The sequence below is a fragment of the Streptomyces sp. T12 genome (assembly GCF_028736035.1).
Lineage (GTDB): Bacteria > Actinomycetota > Actinomycetes > Streptomycetales > Streptomycetaceae > Streptomyces.
Map to the genome: position 1 here is coordinate 9,858,706 of NZ_CP117866.1, position 22,167 is coordinate 9,880,872.

At 70.4% G+C, this 22,167-nt stretch carries 15 protein-coding genes and 1 pseudogene; 7 read left to right on the forward strand and 9 right to left on the reverse strand.

The features are described from left to right. Positions 1 to 9: 9 nt before the first annotated feature. Positions 10 to 639: a TetR/AcrR family transcriptional regulator gene (locus PBV52_RS44190; RefSeq protein ID WP_274246985.1), complete on the reverse strand. Its 630-nt coding sequence runs from the start codon at positions 637 to 639 to the stop codon at positions 10 to 12. A gap of 77 nt (positions 640 to 716) precedes the next feature. Between PBV52_RS44190 and PBV52_RS44195 the strand changes: the two genes are divergently transcribed. Continuing rightward, complete coding sequence (locus PBV52_RS44195) at positions 717 to 1,694, forward strand: amidohydrolase family protein (RefSeq protein WP_274246987.1); 978 nt, start codon at positions 717 to 719, stop codon at positions 1,692 to 1,694. On the opposite strand, the pseudogene PBV52_RS44200 reads toward PBV52_RS44195, so the two are convergent. The 4 genes and pseudogenes from PBV52_RS44200 to PBV52_RS44215 all read right to left on the reverse strand — a co-directional run. Beyond that, a pseudogene (locus PBV52_RS44200) lies at positions 1,644 to 1,996 on the reverse strand (transposase); the annotation flags it as partial. The gene PBV52_RS44195 and the pseudogene PBV52_RS44200 overlap by 51 nt on opposite strands. Before the next feature lie 150 nt (positions 1,997 to 2,146). Next, positions 2,147 to 3,589: a polysaccharide deacetylase family protein gene (locus tag PBV52_RS44205; RefSeq protein ID WP_274246989.1), complete on the reverse strand. Its 1,443-nt coding sequence runs from the start codon at positions 3,587 to 3,589 to the stop codon at positions 2,147 to 2,149. 100 nt (positions 3,590 to 3,689) lie between these two features. After that, the gene (locus PBV52_RS44210) at positions 3,690 to 7,400 is read right to left on the reverse strand and encodes a hypothetical protein (RefSeq protein WP_274246990.1); all 3,711 of its coding nucleotides are present in this window, start codon (positions 7,398 to 7,400) and stop codon (positions 3,690 to 3,692) included. Positions 7,401 to 7,560: 160 nt separating this feature from the next. Then, a complete protein-coding gene (locus tag PBV52_RS44215) occupies positions 7,561 to 10,923 on the reverse strand; it encodes a S8 family serine peptidase (RefSeq protein WP_274246991.1) in 3,363 nt (1,120 codons plus the stop codon). Between the two features lie 407 nt (positions 10,924 to 11,330). On the opposite strand from PBV52_RS44215, the gene PBV52_RS44220 reads away from it, so the two are divergent. Both PBV52_RS44220 and PBV52_RS44225 read left to right on the forward strand, forming a co-directional pair. After that, positions 11,331 to 12,584: a sensor histidine kinase gene (locus PBV52_RS44220; RefSeq protein ID WP_373922045.1), complete on the forward strand. Its 1,254-nt coding sequence runs from the start codon at positions 11,331 to 11,333 to the stop codon at positions 12,582 to 12,584. Positions 12,585 to 12,899: 315 nt separating this feature from the next. Further along, positions 12,900 to 13,871, forward strand: coding sequence for an aldo/keto reductase (locus PBV52_RS44225; RefSeq protein WP_274246993.1), 972 nt, complete (start codon positions 12,900 to 12,902; stop codon positions 13,869 to 13,871). Here PBV52_RS44225 and PBV52_RS44230 read toward each other — a convergent pair. Both PBV52_RS44230 and PBV52_RS44235 read right to left on the reverse strand, forming a co-directional pair. Next, complete coding sequence (locus PBV52_RS44230; RefSeq protein WP_274246995.1) at positions 13,862 to 15,271, reverse strand: glycosyltransferase family 39 protein; 1,410 nt, start codon at positions 15,269 to 15,271, stop codon at positions 13,862 to 13,864. The two genes, PBV52_RS44225 and PBV52_RS44230, sit on opposite strands and share 10 nt — an antisense overlap. A gap of 322 nt (positions 15,272 to 15,593) precedes the next feature. Continuing rightward, positions 15,594 to 15,752 (reverse strand): hypothetical protein, encoded by a 159-nt coding sequence (locus PBV52_RS44235; RefSeq protein WP_274246997.1) that lies wholly within the window; start codon positions 15,750 to 15,752, stop codon positions 15,594 to 15,596. Between the two features lie 423 nt (positions 15,753 to 16,175). Here PBV52_RS44235 and PBV52_RS44240 point away from each other — a divergent pair, with 423 nt between their 5' ends. Both PBV52_RS44240 and PBV52_RS44245 read left to right on the forward strand, forming a co-directional pair. Next, positions 16,176 to 16,856, forward strand: a complete 681-nt coding sequence (locus tag PBV52_RS44240; RefSeq protein ID WP_274246999.1) for a response regulator transcription factor — start codon at positions 16,176 to 16,178, stop codon at positions 16,854 to 16,856. A 1,073-nt stretch (positions 16,857 to 17,929) separates the two neighbouring features. Then, positions 17,930 to 19,156, forward strand: a complete 1,227-nt coding sequence (locus PBV52_RS44245; protein WP_274247000.1) for a hypothetical protein — start codon at positions 17,930 to 17,932, stop codon at positions 19,154 to 19,156. 94 nt (positions 19,157 to 19,250) lie between these two features. Here PBV52_RS44245 and PBV52_RS44250 read toward each other — a convergent pair whose 3' ends face one another. Together PBV52_RS44250 and PBV52_RS44255 are read right to left on the reverse strand one after the other, a co-directional pair. Then, positions 19,251 to 19,694 (reverse strand): hypothetical protein, encoded by a 444-nt coding sequence (locus PBV52_RS44250; protein WP_274247002.1) that lies wholly within the window; start codon positions 19,692 to 19,694, stop codon positions 19,251 to 19,253. Between the two features lie 234 nt (positions 19,695 to 19,928). Next, positions 19,929 to 20,123, reverse strand: a complete 195-nt coding sequence (locus PBV52_RS44255; protein WP_274247003.1) for a hypothetical protein — start codon at positions 20,121 to 20,123, stop codon at positions 19,929 to 19,931. Between the two features lie 377 nt (positions 20,124 to 20,500). Between PBV52_RS44255 and PBV52_RS44260 the strand changes: the two genes are divergently transcribed. Together PBV52_RS44260 and PBV52_RS44265 are read left to right on the forward strand one after the other, a co-directional pair. Further along, entirely contained in the window at positions 20,501 to 21,403 is a 903-nt protein-coding gene (locus PBV52_RS44260; RefSeq protein WP_274247006.1) for a hypothetical protein, read from the forward strand. A gap of 100 nt (positions 21,404 to 21,503) precedes the next feature. Continuing rightward, positions 21,504 to 21,932, forward strand: a complete 429-nt coding sequence (locus tag PBV52_RS44265) for a hypothetical protein (protein ID WP_274247007.1) — start codon at positions 21,504 to 21,506, stop codon at positions 21,930 to 21,932. Positions 21,933 to 22,167 lie beyond the last annotated feature (235 nt).

Genomic DNA, 22,167 nt, shown 5'->3' on the forward strand with positions numbered 1-22,167 from the left:
CTGCGTTCTCTACGGGTGTCCGGCATCACTCGCGAATCCGGCCAGCACGAGCGCGATTGCGGCGTCCACCTCGGCCGTGAACGCCCCGTGCGGCGCAGCCTCTTGGGAGAGCCGTCGCATGAGTGCGCCCTGGAAGACGTCGTAGAGCACGTCCACGGTCAGGGCGGGATCGGCAGAGGGTGTCGGTCCGTTGTCCGGCCGTTCCCGTAGGCAGTCACGCAGCCAGTCGCGCAGTTCCGCGGAAAGCTGCGAGCGGTGGGGCGGTACGCCGTGTCCGCGCAGCAGTCCGGTTGTCATCTGCCGGGTCTCGTCCCAGTCCCGCTCCGCCCTCAGGGCCAGCTCGTGGAAATATGCCCGCACCCGGTCTGCGGCAGAGGTGATGGGGTCGACGTCGCGGACCAGGGCGAAGACCGACTCCCCGCCTCGTACGGCCCACTCAGTGGCGATGTCCGACTTCGCGGGGAAGTGATTGAACGCGGTCCGCCGGGCCACGCCGGCCTCTGCCGCGATCTCGTCCATCGTGGCGGCGTCGTAGCCGCGCGAAGCGAACACCTTGATCGCTGCCGCATAGACGCGCTCCCGGTTGGCCTGGGCATTGCGCGTCCTCCCGTCCTGCTTCTCGCCCTCCGTCTGCCTCATGTGGACATTGTTGCACTCGCGTGCAACCATCGAGCTTATTGCATCTGAGTGCAATTTGATTTGAGGGAGAACGCATCATGGACAAGACCAACGGCTGGGTGGACATCCACGCGCATTTCACCCCACCGACCACGGCAGAGGCGCGCGAGGCCCAGTGGCGTCAGCTGAGGGACGCGCACCTCCTGGCGCCCGAGCCCTACCACTGGCAACCCGAGACGATGCTGGCCACCATGGATCGCCTGGGCATTGCCGTGCAGATGCTCAGCCCGGTACCAGTCGATTCCCCACTGCCGCAACTGCGCGCCTGGAACGACTACGGCGCCCAGCTCGTCGCCGACCACCCCGGCCGCTTCGGCCTGCTCGCCGGCCTGCCCACCGACGACCCGGACGCGGCTCTGGCCGAGATCGCGCGCGGCGACACGGAAACACACCCCGACGGCTACCTGCTGACCACCCGTCGCTCAGGTGTCCCGCTCGGGGACCCGCGTCTGGCGCCGGTGTGGGAGGAACTCGACCGGCGCTCGGCCGTGCTGTTCATCCATCCGAGCGCCGTACCACCCACGTTCCGGCAGACCGCCGTCCTGGTCGAATTGCCGTTCGAGACGACCCGGACCGTCGTGGACCTCCTCTACACAGGATTCTTCCGCCGGTACCCCCGTCTCACGGTCGTCCTCGCCCACTGCGGCGGCGCCCTGCCCGCGCTCTCCGGTCGCCTCGGGCTGCTCGGGGCGGAGGAGTATGTATTCAACCCCCTGGGCCTGACCGCCGATGACATCCGCACCGACCTGGCGAAGCTCTACCTCGACACCGCCGCGGCCGGCACAGACGCCAACCTCGCCGCAGCAGTCACGATGGTCCCCCACGACCACCTCGTCTACGGCGCCGACGCCGGAGTCCCCTGCTCGAACGAGAACAACATGAAACGCAACATCGACGCGCTCCGGAACTCCCACGTCCTCACACCGCAAGAAGTCGACGCACTTGGCCACCGCGCCTTCGACCTCTTCCCCGCAGCCGCACAACGCCACCGCGACGCCATCGCAGCAGCAGCCTGAGAGGCCGACGGTGCGGTCGTAGGATTCCAGCGCGATCTGCTTGAACTTGGCGAAGACGCCGAGTTGGATCCACTCGTCGCGACAGTTGCGGATCGTGGTGGCCGAACAGGTCGCGTCGCGACCGCCTGGTAGGAGCAGCCGAATCGCAGGAGTTGCAGCATCTTGTCGAAGACGACCCGGTCGCTGATGCGTGGGTGGTGGCAGCCCAGGGGATGGGTCGGCGCGTAGTTCGATCGCTCAGGCAGCAAGGCGGCGCATTGACCCCAGAGTGGGTCGGTCAGCCATGATGGCAGCACAGGCACAGGTCTCCCCGGTGACCACAGAGCCTCGCAACTCCATGATCGCCGAGATCGGTGCCTGTCTTGCTGTCGGGGTACCATCCCGCGCCTGTCGGCGCGGCCTCTTGGCCAGAACGGTCGATGACACGACAGGACCTGCGCAGATCCGTCAGGTCACATCGTGGCGCGCAAGTGGCTGACGGTGACGAAGTGGTAGCCGCGGGCGCTGAGGGTGCGCACGATCTCGGGGACCGCGGCCACCGACGTGGGGTGAATGTCGTGCATGAGGACGACGTCATTGCGCTTCACCTTGCCGATGACGCTCTGGGCGACCTTCGCGGCGTCGGGGTACTTCCAGTCCTCGGTGTCGAGGGTCCACAGCACAGGGGAGAGCTTGGTGGCGCGGCGGACGGCGCTGTTGACGGCGCCGTAGGGCGGGCGGAAGAGGGTCGGGGCCTTGCCCGTCGCGGCCTTGATGGCGGCACTCGTGCGGTTCAGCTGGTAGGCGACCTGCTCGGAGGTGAGCTTGGTGAGATCGGGGTGGCTCCAGGAATGGTTGCCGACCTCGTTGCCGGCCCTGGCCTCGGCGCGGACCAGGTCGGGATGGGCGGCGACGTTCTGGCCGACCGTGAAGAAGGTGGCCCGGGCGTTGTACTGCGCGAGGTACGTCAGCAGGGTCGCCGTCTCCGGGACGGCGGGGCCGTCGTCGAAGGTCAGGGCGATGCACTTGACCTTCTCGCAGTCGGTGTCGTCGTCGCCGGAGGCCGTGTGGGTGGGCGTGGCGGGAGTGGGGGTGGCGGACGCCCCGAGGTCCAGTGAGCCGGACGGCCGTACGGTCTGCTGCTGGGCACGCTTGCCGAAGGCGGACAGCCAGGGGGTGACCGTCGCCCTGGAGAAGGTCACGACGTAGGAGCCGGCGGCGGGGGCGCCGACGTCGCCCCGGTCGAATGTCACCCGCAGTCCGCCGTCGGCGGTGAAGGCCACGTCGTCCAGGACGGCGGCCAGGTCCGACGGGTCGGCGAACGCCCCGTCCACCGTGTCCGCGTCGGTGCCGTCGCGTCCCTTGAGCTGCTTCTTCAGGGCGGAGACGAAGGCGTCCCGGGAGCCGTCGCCGACGAGCGCGAGCGCGGTGCGGTAGGCGCCCGCCCGTCCGTCGTACCAGTAGGTGCGCACGCTCAGCCCACTGCTTGCCGCGGAGTGGTCCTGGGTGGTGAGCCGGACGCCGAGGACGTCCCCGGAGGCCACCAGGAACTGGTGGCTGATGTTGAGTTCGCCGACATCGCCCGACCCGCTGCTGTCGTCGCACCCCGTGCGGAAGGTCGCCAGACGCTGCTCCACGTCCTTCTTCATCGCGGCCGTCATCGCCTCGGCGCCGGGCACGTCCGGGTAGCCGGCCGCGAAGGGGCAGGAGCTGTCCTCGCTGCTGTCGTTGACGATCTGCAGACCCTTGATCTTCGAGGGGTCCACCGCCCGCACCGGCGCGGTGCCGGAGGACGATCCGGGCCGCGCTTCGGCGGTCGCCGTGTCGTTCGTCCCGGAGGAACCGGACGAACAGGCAGCCATCAGGGAGAGCGAGCCGAGCAGCAGAAAGGAGGGGAACAGGAGGTGTGTACGCATGGGACCAGAACCTGGACTAGAGGGCTTTTCGGAGTCCGATCGTCCAGGTCAGGGGCGTTTTTCAGCGACCGTCGCAGTCACTGTGAACAAAAAATCCCGCTCAGTGTGGTGTGGTGCACACCTGCCGGTACGGCACGTCGGGCACGTACGTCCGCCACTGGGCCTCGGTGAGTCCTGCGCCGGCCCGCTCGCACACGATGCGGGCGACGTCGTCCGGGGCGACCGGGTGGCGCTGGAGCAGTGCGTCCGGACCGCCGGAGTACAGAGTGGCGCCGTCGCGGGTGAAGGCGAGGGTGCCGATCTCGTCGCCGGACGTGGGCAGGTCGCTGCCGAGGAGACGTTGCCCGGCGGTGTCCCACAGGCGCAGGGTGCCGTTGCGTCCGCCCACGGCGAGGGTGCTGCCGCCGGGGGAGAAGGCGAGCGCGCCCACGGCCTCGGCCTCGCCCCCGGAGACGGTGTCGGAGGTGCCGGTCAGGATGCCCATACGGTGGCGCAGGTCGCCGTCCCACAAGGTGACGTGCCCGGTGGAGTCGCCGACGGCGAGCCGGGTGCCGTCCGGGCTGAAGGCCAGTGCGGTGACCTGTCGGCCGTCGGCCAGAGCGCGTCCGCTCACGTGACCGGACGGCAGCTCGGCGTACCGGTCCGCGGAACCGGCGAGCAGCCGGCCGTCGGGCCGTAGGGCGAGCCCCTCCGCGTCGAGGGAGCTGAGGGTGGCCGTTCGGCGGTGGGCGGCGGTGTCCCAGACCTCGGCGGTGCCGTCGTCGCCGGGGGAGCGCGCGGCCAGCAGCGTCCGGCCGCCGGTACCGAGGGCGAGAGCGGAGACGATGCGGTCCGCCGCACCGGAAGTCTCGAACGATGTACGGACCCGGTGAGCGGGGACGTCCCAGATGCTGAAGCGCTGCCGAAGGGAGCCGTGCCAGGACACGGTGTCGGCGACGGCGAGGGCCCGGCCGTCCGGACTGAAGGCCAGCGGTGGGGCTCCTTCGTAGCCGTCGCCCGGCAGGGCACCGAGCGTGGTGCGGGCAAGGACGGCGCCCGTGCGCGTGGAGCGCAGTTCGAAGCGGTAGCCGGAGCCCGACCTGGTTGCCGTGGCCAGGACGCTGCCGTCCGGGCTGAGCGCGGTCGCGTCGGCCGGAGTGCTCTGCCAGTGGGCGTCCAGGCGGTCGCTCAGGTCGTACGTGCGCACCGTGGCGCCGTCGAGATAGCGCAGCGTCCGGTTCCTGCCCGGGGCCCAGGTCAGGCTGCTCACCTCGGCGCCGGCCAACGGAGTGTGGAAGTCGTTCCCGCCGCCCTGGTCCAGCGACCACGCGGCGATCTCCTGGTCGTCGGCCGTGGCCAGGAACTGCCCGTCCGGGGAGAGGACGGCCTGGGTGAAGCCACTGGTGCCGCTGCTCTGGAAGTCGGCGACCTCCCGTCCGTCGGAGATGTTCCAGGCGGTGGCCGTGTTCCCGAAGACCACGGCCAGCCGTCGGCCGTCCCCGCTGAACCGCAGGAGCCGGGAGCCGTGGTCCGCCCCTGAGCCGGTGCCGCAGACGGTGCCGCCCGCCTTCTCCCAGGCCCCCGGCAGCCGCTTGCCGTGGACGGTGTCCCAGACCTGGGGTGCACCGTCGGCCGGGCACAGGGCGATGACGCGGCCGCCCGGGCCGACCGCGGCGGCGGTGAGGGTGCGTGGCGCGTCCGTGGTGAACAGCACCTTTCCGTCCCCGGCCCGGTGCACCTTGACCGGACCGGGACCGTCCACGGGTCCGGTGCCGTAGGCGCTGCCGTCGGGCGCCGCCCAGTAGTCCGCGTCGCCCAGTTCGGCGACGGCTCTGCGGGCGGAGAGGTTCCACAGCTCGTTGCCGTCCGGGCCGGTGAGGACGAGGAAGTGGGCATCGAGGTCGGCGTCAGAAGCCTCTGTGCCCCCGGGCAGGCGGTAGGTGGCGGTGACACGGTGGTCGGCCACGTCGCGGACGGTCACCCGGGTGCCCGTGACGGTGACGAGGGCGCGACCCTGGTCGGTGAGGAAACGCTGGGTGTTCTCGCCCGTCTGCGGATCGGTGAAGGCGTCCCGCTCCGGCCGGGCCAGGGCGTCGAGCAGGGCCGAGCGGGACTCGGTCAGCGGGGCGAGCCGCCAGGCTGCCACGGAGAGCAGGGCGGCCGTGCGGGGATCGGCGGAGCGCATGCTGTCGGCCACGGTGGCCAGGCGGCGGGCGGCCGCCTTGGCCGCCTCCGCGTCGCTCGCCCGGTCGCGTTGCCAGGCCAGCAGGCCCGCGGCCAGGGCGAGTACGAGGAACGCGGAGAGCCCCACGGTGAGCAGGCGGGTACGGCGGGCGGCCCGTGCCCCGGCCTCCCGCTCGGCGTCGCGTGCGGCACGGGAGGCGTCGAGGAAGGCCCACTCCAGCTCGGCGAGGTCGTCGGCCCGCTCGGTGAACAGCTCCTCGGCCTGGGTCAGCCGTGTCCCCCGGTACAGCGCTCCCGGGTCACGGTCCAGTTGCTCCCAGGCACGGGCCGACTCCCCGAGGAGCCGCTGCGCCCGCAGCTGCTGCCGGCCCTCCTCGATCCAGCCGGCCAGTCGGGGCCAGCCGGTGATCAGCACCTCGTGGGCCAGCTCGACGGTGTCACCGTCCAGGGTGACCAGCCGGGCGGCGGCGAGGTGTTCCAGCGCGTCCTGGGCGTCGGGCCCCAGTTCCGCCCGGGACGCCGGGCGGCGGGTGTCGGCGGTTCCGTCCCCGGGGGCGATCAGCCGCAGCAGGATGCGGCGGGCGACGCAGGCCTGCTCCGGCGCGAGTTCGCCGTAGACCCGCTCGGCCGTCGCGGCGATCGCGCCGCGCACGCCGCCCGTTTCCTCGTACGCGGCCAGGGTGAGGGTACGGCCCCGGCGGCGGCGCCAGGTCTCCAGCAGGGCGTGCGAGAGCATCGGCAGGGCGCCGGGCTGGTCGGTGACCTCGTCGATGACGCGGGTGGTCAGCGCACGCTCCACGTTCAGGCCCTCGGCGGTCGCCGGGCCGGTGATCGCTTCCCGCAGTTCGTCCCGGCTCATGGTCCCGACCAGCAGGTTCGCACGGCTGACCGCCTCGGCCAGTCCCGGGTGGGCGCCGCAGTGGCCGTAGAAGTCGCCGCGCACGGCGATGGCCACGCGCAGTCGGCTCTCGGGGGCGCGGGCGCGCAGCAGCAGGTCGAGGAAGCGGTCGCGTTCCTCGCGGTCGTGGCAGAGGGTGAACACCTCCTCGAACTGGTCGACGAGCACCCAGGTGTCCAGGTCGTCGTCCTTCGGGACGAGGGCCTCCTCGTGTGCGTGCGCGGGCTGTTCACCGGGTGTGAGCACGCGGATCACCGCCGGGCGGCCGGCGCCCCGCGCCTGCCGGAGCGCCGGGATCAGCCCGGCCCGCAGCAGGGACGACTTGCCGCTGCCGGAGGGGCCGAACACGGCCGCGAACCGGTGTGCGCGCACCAGGCCCAGCAGCTCGTCGACCTGCCTGTCCCGGCCGAAGAACAGGTCGCTGTCCCCCGGCTCGTAGCGGGCCAGCCCCCGGTACGGGGCCCGCTCCTCCGCCGAGGGCGCCCGCACCTCCGCGTCCGCCTCCCGCCAGCGCCGCTCCCACTCGTCCGGGTCGGCGTCCAGCACCTGGACGTAGGCCCGCACCAGTGCGAGCGAGGGCAGCTGGTCGCCGGCCGCCGCCTGGGACAGGGCGGTCGTCGAGTAGCCCGCGCGCTCGGCCATCTCCCGGTACGGAGGTTTTCCCGCCTTCTCGCGCAGCAGGCGCAGTTCGTGCGCCAGCCGCGGCACGGGCCCCGCATCCGGGTCCAGTGGCTTCTCGCGTCGTCCCACCGGGCCGTACCTTTCACGCTGCAAACACACCAGTGATCGGCGCCCAACCTACGTACGGCTGTCGAACAGCGGCAATTCCGGCCCATTACGTGGACGGGGCACCGACACGGACGTGCCTCCGGCCAGTGCGGCCGGAGGCACGTCGCGGGACCGTCCCGGGTCAGCGCACGGTGCGGTACGCGGTGTGGACGGTCTCGGTGGCGGTGTTGCCGTCCGTGTCGGCCAGGGCTGCCCGGAAGGAGACGGTGCCGGGCTTCTTCGGGTGGGTGAGGGTCAGGTACCGCTTGCCGGAGGCGTTCGTGTGGACGGTGACCGGCTTCCAGGTGCGGCCGCCGTCGTACGACACGCGCACCGTCAGTGACTTGAGGTGGCCCTTGGCCGCGGCCGGGCCCTGCAGCGACAGCGGCACGGTGACGCGGGCGCCCGCCTTGGCGGTGTCGGTCAGGCTCAGCTGCGGGTGGAAGCGGACGACGGAGAGCGGGAAGGGGGCCCCCTTGGTCTCCCCGTTGTCGCGGGAGGTGAAGGTCCACACCGCGTCCACGTGGTCGCTGGTCCTGTAGTCCTTGGCCCGGTCGGTGCTGATGGACAGCCGGTAGCGCGTCGGCGCGGCGGGCAGGCCGCCGTAGACGTTCAGGCAGGTGTCGTCCGTGGTGGAAGTGAAGACCCGCGAGCCGGAGCTGAGCCGGGTGGTGATGGCGGCCTGGGGGAGGTAGGCCAGGTTGCCCGGGCCGTCGGAGAACATCGGCACGCACACGTAGTAGTACCCGCCGAGCCGTTTGGCGCCGGTTCCGGACGCCGGCGCTACGGCCGGGCCGTGGACGCCGCCGTTGAGGGCGACCCGGTAGGTGCGGCCCGGCTCGAAACGGCGGGCGGTGAGGAAGGAGACCGAGTCCTCGTTGTGCGAGCCGTTGGCGATCCGGGAGCCCAGGTTCCAGCGCAGGCCGCGGTCGGTGCTCAGGTACTGCACGAGAGACGCGGTCGGGGCCGGACGCAGGGCGCCTTCCGAAAAGAGGGACGCCCGGCCGAGCTGCGGCCAGTCGGGGGTGGACCAGCTCACCTGGGGGGCGGTTCCGGCCTGGGGCAGGGCGGTGGCGACGGAGGTGTTCACCCGGGCCATGCCCCGGGTGGAGGAGAACGTGCGGTTCAGGCCGGTGAAGAAGGAGCCGGTACGGGTGGTGACCAGGTTGTACGTCGGTGAGGTGGCGGTGCGCTGCCAGATCCCGCCGAGCTGGGTGACGAAGGAGTCGGCCGGGGTGCCGGGGCCGACCTGGCCGAGGGTGGTGTCGGCGTCGACGGTGTTTCCGCCGGCGTAGTCGTAGGCCGGCTTGGCGCCGTGGGCCGCGAAGAGAACCTGCGCATCGCGCAGGGTGGCCCGGCGGTCGGGGGCGGTGACCTTCACCGGCTTGGCCTTGCGCCCGTCGAAGGCGAGGGCGGTGTCGTGGCCGAGCACGAAGTGGGGCGCCACCATCAGGGCGGTCCTTCCCCGAGGGTCGACGCTCTGGACGTCGATCAGATAGCGGCCCTTGGGCAGCCGCAGGGTGACCGTGCCGTCGGGGTGGCTCTTGCCGTCGTCGAAGGGCGTGTACTGCTTGCCGGTATCCAGGCCCGCCACGGTGACGCCGGGCCCGTCGTCGCGCTTGCCGTCGCGGCGGGTGACGGTCAGCGTCAACTTGTACGACTCCACTTCTCGGATGACGCCCAGGGCGGTGCGCACGCTCTGTCCGCCGCCGGTCGCCGTCACGGCGCCGGAGTAGGCGCCGTCGGCGCCGCCGAGCCGGATGTCGGCGGTGACCGTGGCCTGCGCGGTGCCGCCGGCCGGGACGGTGAGCCGGGCCGGGGAGACCGTGAACATGCCGGTGGGCGCGTTGCCGCCGTCGGGGCCTGTGGCGTCGGCGGTCAGGTCCAGGGTGAGGGGCTTCGCGCCCGGGTTGCGGTAGCTGAGCGTCCGCGTCACCGGCCGGTCGTCATGGTGCGGCCAGCTCGCGGTGCCGAAGTCGACGGACGACGGCTCGGTGGTGACATCGGCGCCGGTCGCCCGGGTCAGGTCGACCCGGCCCGCCCCGGCCTCGTACGCGGTGGTGCCGGTCAGCGGCTTCACCGATGCCGTCAGCGCGGCCTTGATCCGCTCGCCGGTCCAGTCGGGGTGCTCCTGGGCGAGGATCGCGGCGGCGCCCGCGATGTGCGGGGTGGCCATGGAGGTGCCCGACATCGACACGTAGCCGGGCGCCACCTCCTCGCCCTCGCTGGTGTGGGCGGCCTGCGCGGCGACGATGTCGACGCCGGGTGCGGCGATGTCCGGCTTCAGGCGGCCGTCGGCGGTTGGACCGCGGCTGGAGAAGTCGGCGATCTTGTCGTGCCGGTCCACCGCGGCGACGGTCAGCGCGGCCGCGGCGGAGCCGGGAGTACCGAGGGTCGTGTCGGAGGGGCCCTCGTTGCCCGCGGCGATCACGAACAGGGCGTGGGAGGAGGCCGACAGGCCGTTCACGGCCTTCTCCATGGGGTCCACCCCTGGGGTGTCGGTGGAGCCCAGGCTCATGCTGACGACCTTGGCGCCCTGCGCCACGGCCCACTGCATACCGGCGATGATCGACGAGTCGGATCCGACTCCGGTGTCGTCCAGGACCTTGCCGACCAGCAGCTTCGCGCCGGGCGCCACACCCTTGTACTTGCCGTGGCTCTTCGCCCCGGAGCCGACGACGGTGGAGGCGACATGGGTGCCGTGCCCCTGCCCGTCGGTGGTGGAGCCGGAGTCGGAGAAGTCCTTCGCCTTGAGGATGCTGCCCTTGAGGTCCGGATGGGTGGCGTCGACGCCGGTGTCCAGAACGGCGATCTTCACGCCCTTGCCGTCGTAGCCCTTCTTCCAGGCCTCGGGGGCACCGATCTGCGCGACACCGCCCTCGGGATCGGGGTCGCTGCTGTCGTCCTGGGGGGCCGCCTTGACCCGCCCGTCGAGCCACACCCGGTCGATGCCGGGCGCGGTGGTCACGGCGGTGCGGTCGGCGACCGGGTCGGTCAGCGCCCGCCACACGTCGCCGGCGTCCGGCTTGTCGGCGGACAGCGCCTCGCCGCGGATGGCGGGCAGTTGACGCTCGACCTCGGCGTCGGCCGCGGCCAGAGCCCGCCTGGTACCGGCCCGGGTGCCGCTGCCGCCCCTGTAGGAAACAATCAGCGGCAGCCGCTTGCGGTGGGCGTCGTCGTAGCCGTCCTTGACGAGCTGGGTGATGTCGAACAGGCGGCGGTCCAGCCGTCCGCTGCCCAGCAGCCGGGTCGCGTCCTGCGGGACGACGTATGCGTGGCCGGCGAACCGCCGTACGGAGAAGCCGATGTGGCCGCGGCCTTTGCCGCGCCGCACATCGGTCACCCGGCCCGTCCCGTCCATGCTCACGGTGTCGCCGGTCACGAGTGTCACGCGGGCGGCGGCCCGGGCCGAGCCGCTCGCCGCCGCGGCTGACAGGCCCGCCGCTGATGGGCCTGCTGTCGCCGCGGTGACGGTGGTGGCGGTGAGCCCGGCCAGCGCCACCATGGCCGGTATCCCGTACGCGGCACCCCGCGCCGTCAGTCTCTTCCTCTTCCCGCTCCGGCTGTGCTTGTTCCGCAATGTGCTCTCTCGCTTCCCCATAGGTCGGTGGATGGTCCCGAGTCGCGCCCGCCTGCGCGGGTGCATGGGGCGGCCCCGGGCTGCACGAGGGGGGGTGTGAGCCGGGGCCGCCTGAGACCGTCGGCGGGGGGATGCCGTCGGTCGGAACCGAGTCTTGGACCCGGGGGAATTGGTCAGTAGCCCATCGCGGGCACTGAAAAATCGGGGAGAAGCCCTGTTCTCGGGAAGTCTCGGCCGTTCGGCCGATTGTGCGGCCCTGCCGCGTCGCGGCATGTGGCCTTTCGGCCGATCCGGCTGTGCCGGCGGGGGGTTAGGGTCGCGCCGTGGATTTCCTGAAACCCGTGCGTGCCCTTGATGTGTCCGGCGGACCGGTACCGGATGCCCGTCGGCAGGTCCTTCTGCGGGCGTTCGGCATCGTGCTGCTGATGCTCGCGGCAGGTGCGGACCTGCTGTTGGCGGGCGGCGCCGGTAAGCCGCTGTGGCCTCAGTTGGTCGTGCTGCCGATCGGTCTGGCGGCGGTCCTCTGGCCCGCCGCAGTGCGGCCGGCATGGCTCACCACGGCCGTGCGCACTGCCGTGCCCGCAGTGCTCTCCGGTGCCATGACGGTGGTCGCGTTCCTGTCCGGCCGGGAGCTGTGGTACGGCCCGGGCGAATTCGCGATCCTGCTGTGCCTGCTCCTGATCGCGGTGCGTGACTGCCCCATGCCATGGGCGGCGGTGTGCGGCGTTCTGGTCGGTGCGGCGGTTCTGGCCCTGCCCTACAGAGCGGCTGCCGGCCACCCCTATGTCACGTCGGTCAACCCGTTCCAGTTCCTGCTGCCGACGGGTGCGGTCGCCGGACTCGGCGGGTACCTGCGCACCCTGGACCACCGCCGCCGCGTCGCGGTCACCGAGACACAGCGGGCCGAACGCCTCGCCATGGCCGCCGACCTGCACGACTTCGTGGCCCACCATGTCACCGGAATCCTGGTGCAGACGCAGCTGGCCCAGCTCCTCGCCACCTCGGAACCCGAGCGTCTGGGCGGCATCCTGAAGGACGTCGAACGCGCCGCGGTGGAGGCCCTCGCCTCCATGCGCCGTACCGTCGGTCTTTTGCGCGAGGTCCACGAGTCAGCCGAGGCCGGGACCGACGACCGCCGTCCGAGGGGCGACCTGGCCGCGCTCCCCGAGCTGGTGGAGGGCTTCCGCGGGCCCGTCGGCCCCGAGACCGCGCTGCGCCGCGACCTCTCGGTACCCGACGACCTGCCCCATGAGGTGCAGGCCGCCGCCTACCGGGTCGTCCAGGAGGCCCTCACGAACGTGCGGCGGCACGCCGCGGACGCCACCGAGGTGACGGTCGGCCTGACCTACGACGGTGGCGTGCTGGAGGTGACGGTGCGCGACGACGGCCGCGGCGGCACCCGGCTGCCGCAGGCCGCACGCGGCGGCGGCTTCGGCCTGGTCGGCCTCACCGAACGGGTCACAGCGCTCGGCGGCAAGCTGCGTACGGGACCCCGCTCCGACCGCCGGGGCTGGGAAGTCATGGCGACTCTGCCCGCGGAGAGGGGCCGTCGTGACCGCCTCGGTGCCCTCGGCCCCACGCCGTAGAGAGCGGGAGCGCGGCCACCATCGCCCCGGAGGCGGCCGGCGGCCACTGAGGGAAGCCGGGTGAGAGCCGTGCCGGGGGTGAGGCAAGGGACATCGAACTCGGGGTACTCGTACCGCTGTTGCACGCAGCGCTCGACGATCGGGTCGGCATGACGGCGAACTCGCCGGCATGGTGCGAGCGAAAGTTTCAGTGATCCTCCGCAGGTGGTGACTGAATGCCACCGTCTGTACGGTCGTGCAGGCAAGTCGTGGCATTGAGGGGCACGCGCCGAGCGGCCCTCGCCGTGGACCGTCAGCAAGGGGCCTGAACAGCACATGCGTTATCGGGAACTCGGCCGCACCGGGCTGACCGTGTCGGAGATCGGGTACGGGGCCTGGGGGCTTGGCCAGGGAGCCTGGGTCGGCGCGGACGACGACTCCGGTGTCCGTGCCCTGCACCGTGCCCTCGACCTGGGCGTCAACCTCATCGACACTGCCAGGGCATACGACCGCAGTGAGCGCGTCGTGGGCCGCGCGCTGAGGGAATTCCCGGGCGGCGGTGACGGTGTGTACGTGGCGACGAAGGTCGGGCCGAAGGTCCCGGTCTCATTGGCGCCCAGCGGGCTCGACCCCATGGAGGCGTTCCCTGGCTCGCACCTGCGCGAGAGCCTGGAGACCAGCCTGCGCGAGCTCGGCCGCGACCACGTCGACCTCCTCCAGCTGCACACCTGGGAGGACGATTGGGCCGGGCGCGGCGACTGGCTGGAGACGGTGGACGCCCTCAAGCAGGAGGGCAAGATCAGGTTCTTCGGGATCTCCGTCAAGGACCACCAGCCCGAGAACGTGCTCGCGGTGTTGCGTACCGGGGTGCTGGATGCGGTCCAGGTCATCTACAACGTCTTCGAGCAGGCCCCCTCCGAGGCCTTGCTGCCGGCCTGCGCGGAGTACGGCGTGGGTGTGATCGGGCGGGTCGCGCTCGACGAGGGGGCCCTGACGGGCTCGATCCGGACGGGCGTCACCTTCCCGGAGGGCGACTGGCGCAACTGGTACTTCAGGGACGACCGGCCCGCCCAGGTCGAGAAGCGTACGGACGCGCTCCTCGCCGACCTGGGGATCGGCGTCGGCGAGCTTGCGTCCACCGCACTGCGGTTCGCGCTCGCCGGGCGGGCGGTCTCCACGGTCATCGTCGGGATGCGGTCACTGGCGAACGTGGAACGCAATGCCGCGGTCACCGAGGCACCGCCGCTGACCGCCGACGAGCTCGCGCTGCTGGCCAGGCACCGTTGGCAGAAGAACTTCTACTGCTGATCCGTTCTTCCGCTCTCCTGGCCGGGGCACGGGACGTCGTCGCGCGCGTAGACGGTGACGCGGGCGCCGGTGACGTTCTTGGTCGTGCATTCCCGGAAGTACCGTTCCAAGGTGCGGTGTTTGGCCAGCTCCTGGGCGTTGATGTCCGAGTGCGCGCCTGCGGCGTCGCGGACTGCGACGATCCGTCGGAAGGCCCGCATGCGGTGGGCGATCTCCTGGGCGGGCAGCTCGGTTCCGGACAGCGTGTTGGAGGACAAGGCGTCCTGTGCCAGCGCGAGATCGGTGAGTAGCCGGGTGTCCTGAGGACGTGCTTGGGTCCAGACGCGGTGGCGGCCCGACAGGTAGAGGAGACCGTCGCCGAGGCGGGCGGACTGGCGTACCGCGCGGCCGATGGCGATCACGTCGTCGTGGCGGCTCTGCGGTGTCCGCAGATGCATGCTCACCGGCACCAGGGAGGCCAGCACCGCGGCCGCCACCGCCCACGGGGCCCATCCCGTCAGCGGCCGACGACAGGCGTGATCGATGCCGGCGCCCAGCAGCAACGCGAAACCGATGGTGCTGTAGAGGACGTACCGGTCGACGAACAGGGGCTTGATGGGCGCGAGCAGGAGGAGGAGCAGACCGGGCAGGACCAGGATCGGCACCGCCAGAGCTGCCAGGCTGATGGGCCCCCGCCCGGTCACGGGGCTTCGCGCGCACCAGACGCCCACCACCGCCATGCCCAGCATGCCCAGCAGTTGCACAGGGTGCGGCCAGGCGATCCAGGCGACCTGTCCGGACTGACCCGTACTGAGCACCGCGAGCGGCAGCAGCCCTGCCGCAGCACCCCAGGCTGCCACCGTCCACGCCCGCATCACAGGGCGAGGGACCCCGGAGACGAGTAGGGTCACGCCGTGGGCGGCCACGGCCAGGATCGCGAACTCGTGGAGCAGGCCCGCGAGCAGCATGGCAAGGCCGTAAGCGCACCACCGCCCTCCGGACGGGCGGGAGACGGTGCGGACGAGCAGACAGGTGGACCAGGTGACCAGAGCGCACACCATGGCGTACGAGCGGCCCTCCTGCGCGTACAGCTGAATCTGAGGGATCAAGGGGAAGACGAGACCGGCCAGCAGTCCGACACGAGGACCGGCGAGACGATGCCCCAGAAGTCCGACGCCGGCTGCGGCCAAGGACATCGCCACCACTGAGGGCAGGCGCAACGTCAGCAGCTCACCGCCGAACAGTCTGAACAGCCCGTGCATCAGCGTGTAGTAGAGCGCGTGCACGAGGTCCACGTGTTGGACGGTGCGCCAGATGTGCGCCACGCTGCGGTGCGCGAGTTGGTAGGTGACGGATTCGTCGCCCCACATGCTGTTCTTCCGGCGTATCCCCCACAGGCCCAGGGCCGACGTGACCAGCATGGGCACGATGACCGCCAGTGCGGCATGCGGTTCGCGTCGCGGTCTCCGGGATCGAACGACGGCAGGCTTCAGGAGAGGGTGCGTTTGTCCCTGTGCGGTGTTGATGGTGAGCTCCGAGGGCTGCGACCGGACGGCCGACTGGATGTGTGCAGGGAGGCCCGTGCATGGCCCCGCCGGGCTGACTCTCACCGTCGGCGCAGAGGGGCCCTGGGCGTGGCGGTCCTGGAGGTCAGCGCGTCTTCAGTGCAGGGGTGAAGACGGCCATGGGGCTGTCCGCGCTGCTCCTGAACGGGGCGGCGAGCGGGCGTGCGACCAGCTCGCGCTACTTCTCGCGGACCCGGCCGAGGCCGTCGGCGCAGGTCCAGTAGAGGCTACGGATGTGGTCGAAGTCGATGTGCTGGTGCATGCGCGCGCTCCGTGCTGGTGGGCCGTGGTCGGGGGCGCGCAGAAAGTAGGAGATCGAACTGCGAACGCACGTCACACCCAGGTGCTGTCTTCCGGCCTCATACCTGGGTATGACGGTGCCAGGTTCTGGAACCTCCAGGCCTCGCTCAGCGCCCATTGCCCCGCGGACCGGCGGCCATCGGCTTCAGGCCAGGTGAGGGTCCACTTCTGGGTGGTGCCGTTTGTCGTCGGCGGCGTTGGACGCGGGCGTCGGTCGAGTACCTACCGGACTCTGCCCGTCAACTCAGTGCCCCTTGATCCGCCGTTCGGCCGAGGTCCCGCGTGTCCGGGCCGGTTGCTGATGGCCGTTCGGCCGAGGCGGTGGTCCCTGCAGAGAGGGGAGAGTGGAGCCCTCAGCCCCGTACCGCAGTGGTACGGCGATATTGCCGCCGCCACGCCTCCGCCGCCATGTGGCCGGGCCGCGCGGGGTCGTCAGGGGACCAGGACAGGAGAAATGGGCATGACTATCCGGGTGGTCGTCGTGGACGACCAGGACATGGTGCGCTCGGGGTTCGCCGCGCTGCTGTCCGCGCAGAGCGACATCGACGTGGTGGGGGAGGCGCCCAACGGCCGCCTGGGCGTCGAGGTCAGCCGCAGTACGCACCCTGACGTGGTGCTGATGGATGTACGGATGCCGGAGATGGACGGGCTGGAGGCCGCCCGGCGGCTGCTCGATCCGCCACCCGGTGTGGTGCACCGTCCAAAGGTGCTGATGCTGACGACTTTCGACATCGACGACTACGTCTACGAGGCCCTGCACGCCGGGGCCAGCGGCTTCCTGCTCAAGGAAGCGCCGGTCGCCGAACTCGTGCAGGCAGTGCGGGTGATCGCCGCAGGCGAGGCGCTGCTCGCCCCGTCCATCACCCGTCGCCTCATCGAGGACGTGGCCCGGCGCCGCCCCCTCCCGCGCCCGAACACCCGCCTGCGGCTCAACGGCCTCACGCCACGGGAGACGGAGGTCCTGCTGCTGGTCGCGCGAGGCCTGTCGAATGCGGAGATCGCCTCGACGCTGGTGGTGTCGGAACAGACCGTCAAGACCCACATGAGCCGGCTGCTCGCCAAGCTCGGTGCCCGCGATCGGGCCCAACTCGTCGTCATGGCCTACGAGTCGGGGCTGGTCGCTCCGGGGACCTCCGGCTGAACCAGATCCGGCGCAGCCGGCTGCGGTCATCACGGATGGGCAAGCCCGGCGCCACCGTCACCATCCGGGCACCGGCACACCCCCGGCCCTCCCGGGGCCACGTCACTCATACCCAGGCGTGACACCGGAGTTGGCACCTGGGTCGGACGTGCCGACTCGTCCCCACGTCCTAGCGTCACCGCGCCCTGATCAACCAGACCGGTTTCGCACGGAGCACTCATGCACCAGACCATCGACGTCGACCACATCATCCGGCTCTACCGCGCCTACGCCGACGACCTCGACCGGGCCCGCGAGAAGCAGCGGAAACTGCTCGCGCCGCCGACCTCGCTGAAGGCCCAACTCGACGACATCGAAGCGGAGATCACCTACCATCGTCGGCCGCCGGCCGGAAGGCCCAATCTGCCACCCCTGCTATCGCGCCGACCCCTCGAAATTCGAGGAGTGCGCCGAGTGCGGGCACCTCGACGTCCCAGTGGTCCGGCGCGACGACGGTCGCGGCATCTGCAAACAGTGCTATCGACGCCCGGACCGGACCTGCACATCCTGCGGGAAGACCGCCGCCGTCGTCAACGAGGACGAGGTGCTCTGCCACCACTGCTACAACCAGCAGCGACGCCCCCGCCGCCCATGCGGACGCTGCGGGGAGATCCGTATCATCGCCCGCAACGCCACCGGCGACACCCCGGATCTGTGTCCGAGCTGCTTCCGCGGACCAGAGGCCCCTTGCTCCCTCTGCGGCCGGGTACTGCCCTGCCATCGCAACGCGGAAGGCCAGGCCGTCTGCGGGACCTGCTACCAGCGCAATCGCACCGGCGATACGTGCGCTCGTTGCGCCCGCACCCGGCCGATCACGACACGGTGGCCGATCGGGCCGGTCTGCCAGAGCTGCTACACCGCTGTTCTCCGCTCGCCGACCGAGTGCCCCCGCTGCGGCACGGTCCAACCGCTGATCGCGCGCGACGACGACGGCGCCGAGATCTGCGGACCCTGCGTCGGCTTCGCCACCGACTACACATGCAACCAGTGCGGCCGGGCCGGCAACCCCCACAGCCGCGGCCGATGCGCCCACTGTGTCCTCGCCGAGCGGGTCAACGCCCTGCTGGCCGGGCCCGACGGCACGGTCACCCCCACAGCTGGAACCGCTCGCGGCCGCGCTGGCGGACGCTCCCTCGCCGTTCCCCGCCATCCAGTGGATCAAGGAGAGCCCGAATACCAAGCTCCTCGCTCAACTGGCGGCCGAAGGGTACGAGCTCACCCATGAGTTGCTCGACGAGCTCCCGCCCAGCCGGAACCAGCGCTACATCCGCCAACTCCTCGTCCATACCAGCATCTTGGATGAGCGGAACGAGGACATCGAACGCATCCCCGGCTGGCTGGAGCACGAGCTCGCGGACAAGCCGGCCGCGCACGCCAACCTCGCCCGCCCCTTCCTGCACTGGTTCCTGCTTCGGCGAGCACGCCAACGGGCCGCCATTCGCCGCCATCCCGCCTCCGCCGACCGCGACCTGCGGCGTCGCGTCCGCGTCGCCCTGGACTTTCTGACCTGGATGGACCAGCGCGGCCTGGCCCTTGACAAGCTCGCCCAGGAGCACATCGACGACTGGATCGCCGGAGCCACCAGCCAACGCCGCTACCTGATCCGATACTTCCTGAAATGGACCACAAGCCGTCGCCTCACCCGCGAACTGACCGTCCCCTCCATCCCCAGGCAAGAGCCCCAGAACCTGCTCGACGAGGACGATCGATGGCCGCTCCTCCAGCGCTGTCTCACCGACGATGCCCTGCCTACGGACGTGCAGGCTGCCGGCGCGATCACCCTGCTGTTCGGTCCGTCCACCGAACGCCTTTGCCATCTGACGCCCGAGCACCTCAAGTTCGGTGACGAGCACGCTCACTTGGTCCTGGGCCGCCACCCCGTCCTGCTGCCTCCACGGCTCGCCGAGCTCCTTCGGAGCCTCGCCGAACAGCCTCAGCTACGGCCGCAGCTCTCACGAGTCCAGCCAGGGCCGCGGTGGCTCTTCCCGGGCATGGTCCCAGGCAAGCCGATCTCGACGCACGGCATGACCCAGAAACTGGGTCGCCACGGCATCCCGGTTCGCACCGCCCGCAACGCGGCGCTGGCAGCCCTCGCCGCCGATCTCCCCAGCCCAATCCTCGCCGACCTGACCGGCATGCACCGCCACACCGCCGTCCGCTGGGTCGCCTACGCCAGACGCGACTGGGCCGAATACATTGCCGCCCGAGCTGAAGACGAGGCCAACAAGCGGGAGAAGAAGCAGGTTCCTGACACCGTTTAGCTATCAGACGACTGAGAGATTTCGATGAGAACTGGACAACACTTCTGCCATCACGTGGGCCATCAGTCCACCCGGCCGAGTGTCCGGTTGTTCCTCACGCCTTGCCGAAAGTACTGGGCGAACACGTCGTCGTCTCGTTGATGCACACATAGACGGTGACGTTTAGGCCCTCGGCGATGTCTCCGCTGCCGTCGGGCGTGCCCAGGTTGTACTCCTTCAACCCGTCCGCCGTGCCCACGTAGAAGGTGTCTTCGTCCTGTGTATGACCTTGCGCGTCTGTGACGACGACCCGGGCTCTTGCAGCATGTCCGTCGGCGTAGCCGTCCTTCACGGACAGCTTCTCGCCGTACGGGTCGAAGAAGACCCAGTACTCACCAGATCCGTCGCTGCGCCACAGACCTGAGCCCGCCTCGACACCTCCGGGGTCCTTGGCACTGGGGTCCGTCCACGATTCGGTTTCCCAGAAGGTGGCCGCGTGGGCTGTTCCGGTAGTGCTGATTGTGAGCCCCACAGCCGTGCAGGCTGCGACCAGAGCCATGCGGACCGCGCTCGGTGCTGTTCTCACTCGGTGTCTCCAATCTCTCCCCGTGCCATCTTTGCTTAGGCAACTGGAAGGTGAACATGCCATCTGCCGCAGCAGATGGGAACCTGAACTCTTCGAGGTTGACGAGACGACGGCCAAGGGGTTCGAAACCACCGGCCATGTGCGTCGGAGGCGAGTACCCCGCCGGAGACTCCAAGCAGCATCGTTCGTTGACGGGACATGGGCGAATCAGTTGGCGCCGAAGCGCCGCACCACCCCTACTACGACATGTCCCAGCGCGTCGACGGCTTCCAGCACGCAGTGCGTTGCCTTGACTGCCATTGGTCCCAGATCGTGGACGAGGACCTCCGTGAGGAGCGTGAGAATGTCCTGCTTGCCTGGCACGCCGCGCATCCGGAGGAAACCGTCGACCACCTCACTCACGCATGTCCGTCTGGCCGTCCCGACCTACGCGCTCTGGAAGAACGACGGCTACGGTTGCGCACTGGTCAGCGACACGCGTACGCGCCCGGACGGCGGCGCTGTCCGCTACAACCACGAGTGCCTGATGAACCTTCAGTCTGTCGCGGAGGACGGAACCTTGGGAACGGCCGTGGCCGCCAGTAGCCGTCGTTCGAACGTCAGCAGGCGGTGGGCCCGTGAGGAAATCACGGCGCTTGCGGCCGGGCTATACCGAAAGAGACTGCTGCGACCGGCTGCCCCGCCGAAGCTGCCTCCCGCCCCGCCCGGACCGAGCCCGGACAAGGGGCGAGAGTAGTTGGCCCCGTCCCTCCCGGGGCAGAGGGAAAAGAAGGGGAATAGTGCACGGTCGGAATAGCCCCCTCCCGCCAGTAATCCGCGAGATCACCCAGGATGCTCTCACCGAGTACTTCGGCACCCCGGCGGTGAAGTCGGTCAAACGCAAGCTCGATCCCGACCTGCCCACCGCCCACTGGTGGATCATCGCACCGGTTGCTCAGGCCATCGAAACCGCCATGCACCTGTCGATGAGCGACACCCTCGCCTTTGCGGCGGTCACCCCGCGCTTCCACGGCAGTGGCTTCACCAGCCAGACCGCCATCAGGTGCTTCATCCAGCACGTCAACCGTCACCGGAGCGTCACCGGTCTCGCCGAGATCCCTCCCAGCAAGGTCACTCCGCACATGTTCCGCCGGACCATGGCCATGCTCACCCGCGACTATCCCGGATCGGAAATCGCTGTCGGCATGCAGCTCAAGCACGCAGCCACCCGAGCCCTGGCCAACCGCTGGACCCAGGGCTACATGGATCACGACCCCTCCTGGGCCCGTCTCCTCACCACCGCCATCGCCGAACGTCGGTTCCAACGGCTGAGGGACCTTTTCGACGCCGATAGCCGCGGCGAGGCCATCGGCTTTGGGCCCGGCGCTGACCAGATGCGTTCGGCCTTCGCTGCCGTCCGGGAGAAGGCCGAAGCCCTCCGAGCGAGTGGGAAGGCCCAGCGAGGGGACGTTCGCGTCGAACACGGCCTGCTCAAACGCACGCACCTATCGATCCGGTTCGGAAAGCTCAACCACTGCACCCTGGACGAGAACAACCCCGCCGGCGCCAAGTGCCTCGAAGACGCCATCGTGCCCCAGGACACCGAGGGCCACTCATTGACCCCTGCCAGCCCGCACGCTGCAGCAACAGCACCATCGCCCCGGAGCACCTGCCAATCTGGCAGGCCGAGCACGCCTCCCTGACCAAACTGCGGAGCCTCCCCACACTCCCGGCGAACCGCAGAGCCCTGATCGACCAGCAGGTCCGCGACGTCGAGATCGCGCTCACCAAAGCGGGAGAAACATGACCGCCCCAACCCGGCCCGGTCTCTCACCCACGGCCGAGAAGGCCCTTCGAGAGGCCATGGAACGGCTCTTCACTGGTCGGCCCATCCGCACCGACGGCAAGCTCACCAAGCAGAACCTCTGGCGGGAGGCTGGCGTCAGCCGGGCCACGATGAACCGGGCAACCGCAGTACTCGTCGACTGGGATAACCACGTCAGCCAGAGCGCGGCAAGCAAACACGACCAGGCCCAGGCCGCGGAGATCGCCCGCCTCCGCCGCCAACTGCAAGACAACCGACACGAGCGACAACGACTCCAAGACGAAGTCGACGCCGCCGCCACGGTCGTCGCGGCCCTGCTCGCGGAGAACACGGCCCTCCGCGAGCAGATCGCCCAACGCTCAACCGTCGTCATCCCGCTCGACCGAGCACACGCCACACGGGAGTGAAGGTGCTCGGAACCAGCCTGGGGCCAGCGGGCTGACATGGCGAGGTGTCGTGATCAATCCTCGTAGCGCCGACGCGCGAGATGGACGGTGATGTCGGCGGCCATCTCGACTCTGCCCGGCAGTACCTGCATGATCTGGCGTCTCGCCGACCGCGGAGCGACTCAACTAGGGCCTGTCCGATAGGTCATGTGACTCGGTGGGTTGCTGCCTGAGATGGGGCCAGGGTGGTGAAGGT

Coding starts and splice junctions, on each gene's coding strand:
- PBV52_RS44190 (WP_274246985.1), bottom strand. CDS start 639: ATGAGGCAGACGGAGGGCGAGAAGCAGGACGGGAGGACGCGCAATGCC.
- PBV52_RS44195 (WP_274246987.1), top strand. CDS start 717: ATGGACAAGACCAACGGCTGGGTGGACATCCACGCGCATTTCACCCCA.
- PBV52_RS44205 (WP_274246989.1), bottom strand. CDS start 3,589: ATGCGTACACACCTCCTGTTCCCCTCCTTTCTGCTGCTCGGCTCGCTC.
- PBV52_RS44215 (WP_274246991.1), bottom strand. CDS start 10,923: ATGGTGGCGCTGGCCGGGCTCACCGCCACCACCGTCACCGCGGCGACA.
- PBV52_RS44225 (WP_274246993.1), top strand. CDS start 12,900: ATGCGTTATCGGGAACTCGGCCGCACCGGGCTGACCGTGTCGGAGATC.
- PBV52_RS44230 (WP_274246995.1), bottom strand. CDS start 15,271: ATGCTGGTCACGTCGGCCCTGGGCCTGTGGGGGATACGCCGGAAGAAC.
- PBV52_RS44240 (WP_274246999.1), top strand. CDS start 16,176: ATGACTATCCGGGTGGTCGTCGTGGACGACCAGGACATGGTGCGCTCG.
- PBV52_RS44250 (WP_274247002.1), bottom strand. CDS start 19,694: ATGGCTCTGGTCGCAGCCTGCACGGCTGTGGGGCTCACAATCAGCACT.
- PBV52_RS44265 (WP_274247007.1), top strand. CDS start 21,504: ATGACCGCCCCAACCCGGCCCGGTCTCTCACCCACGGCCGAGAAGGCC.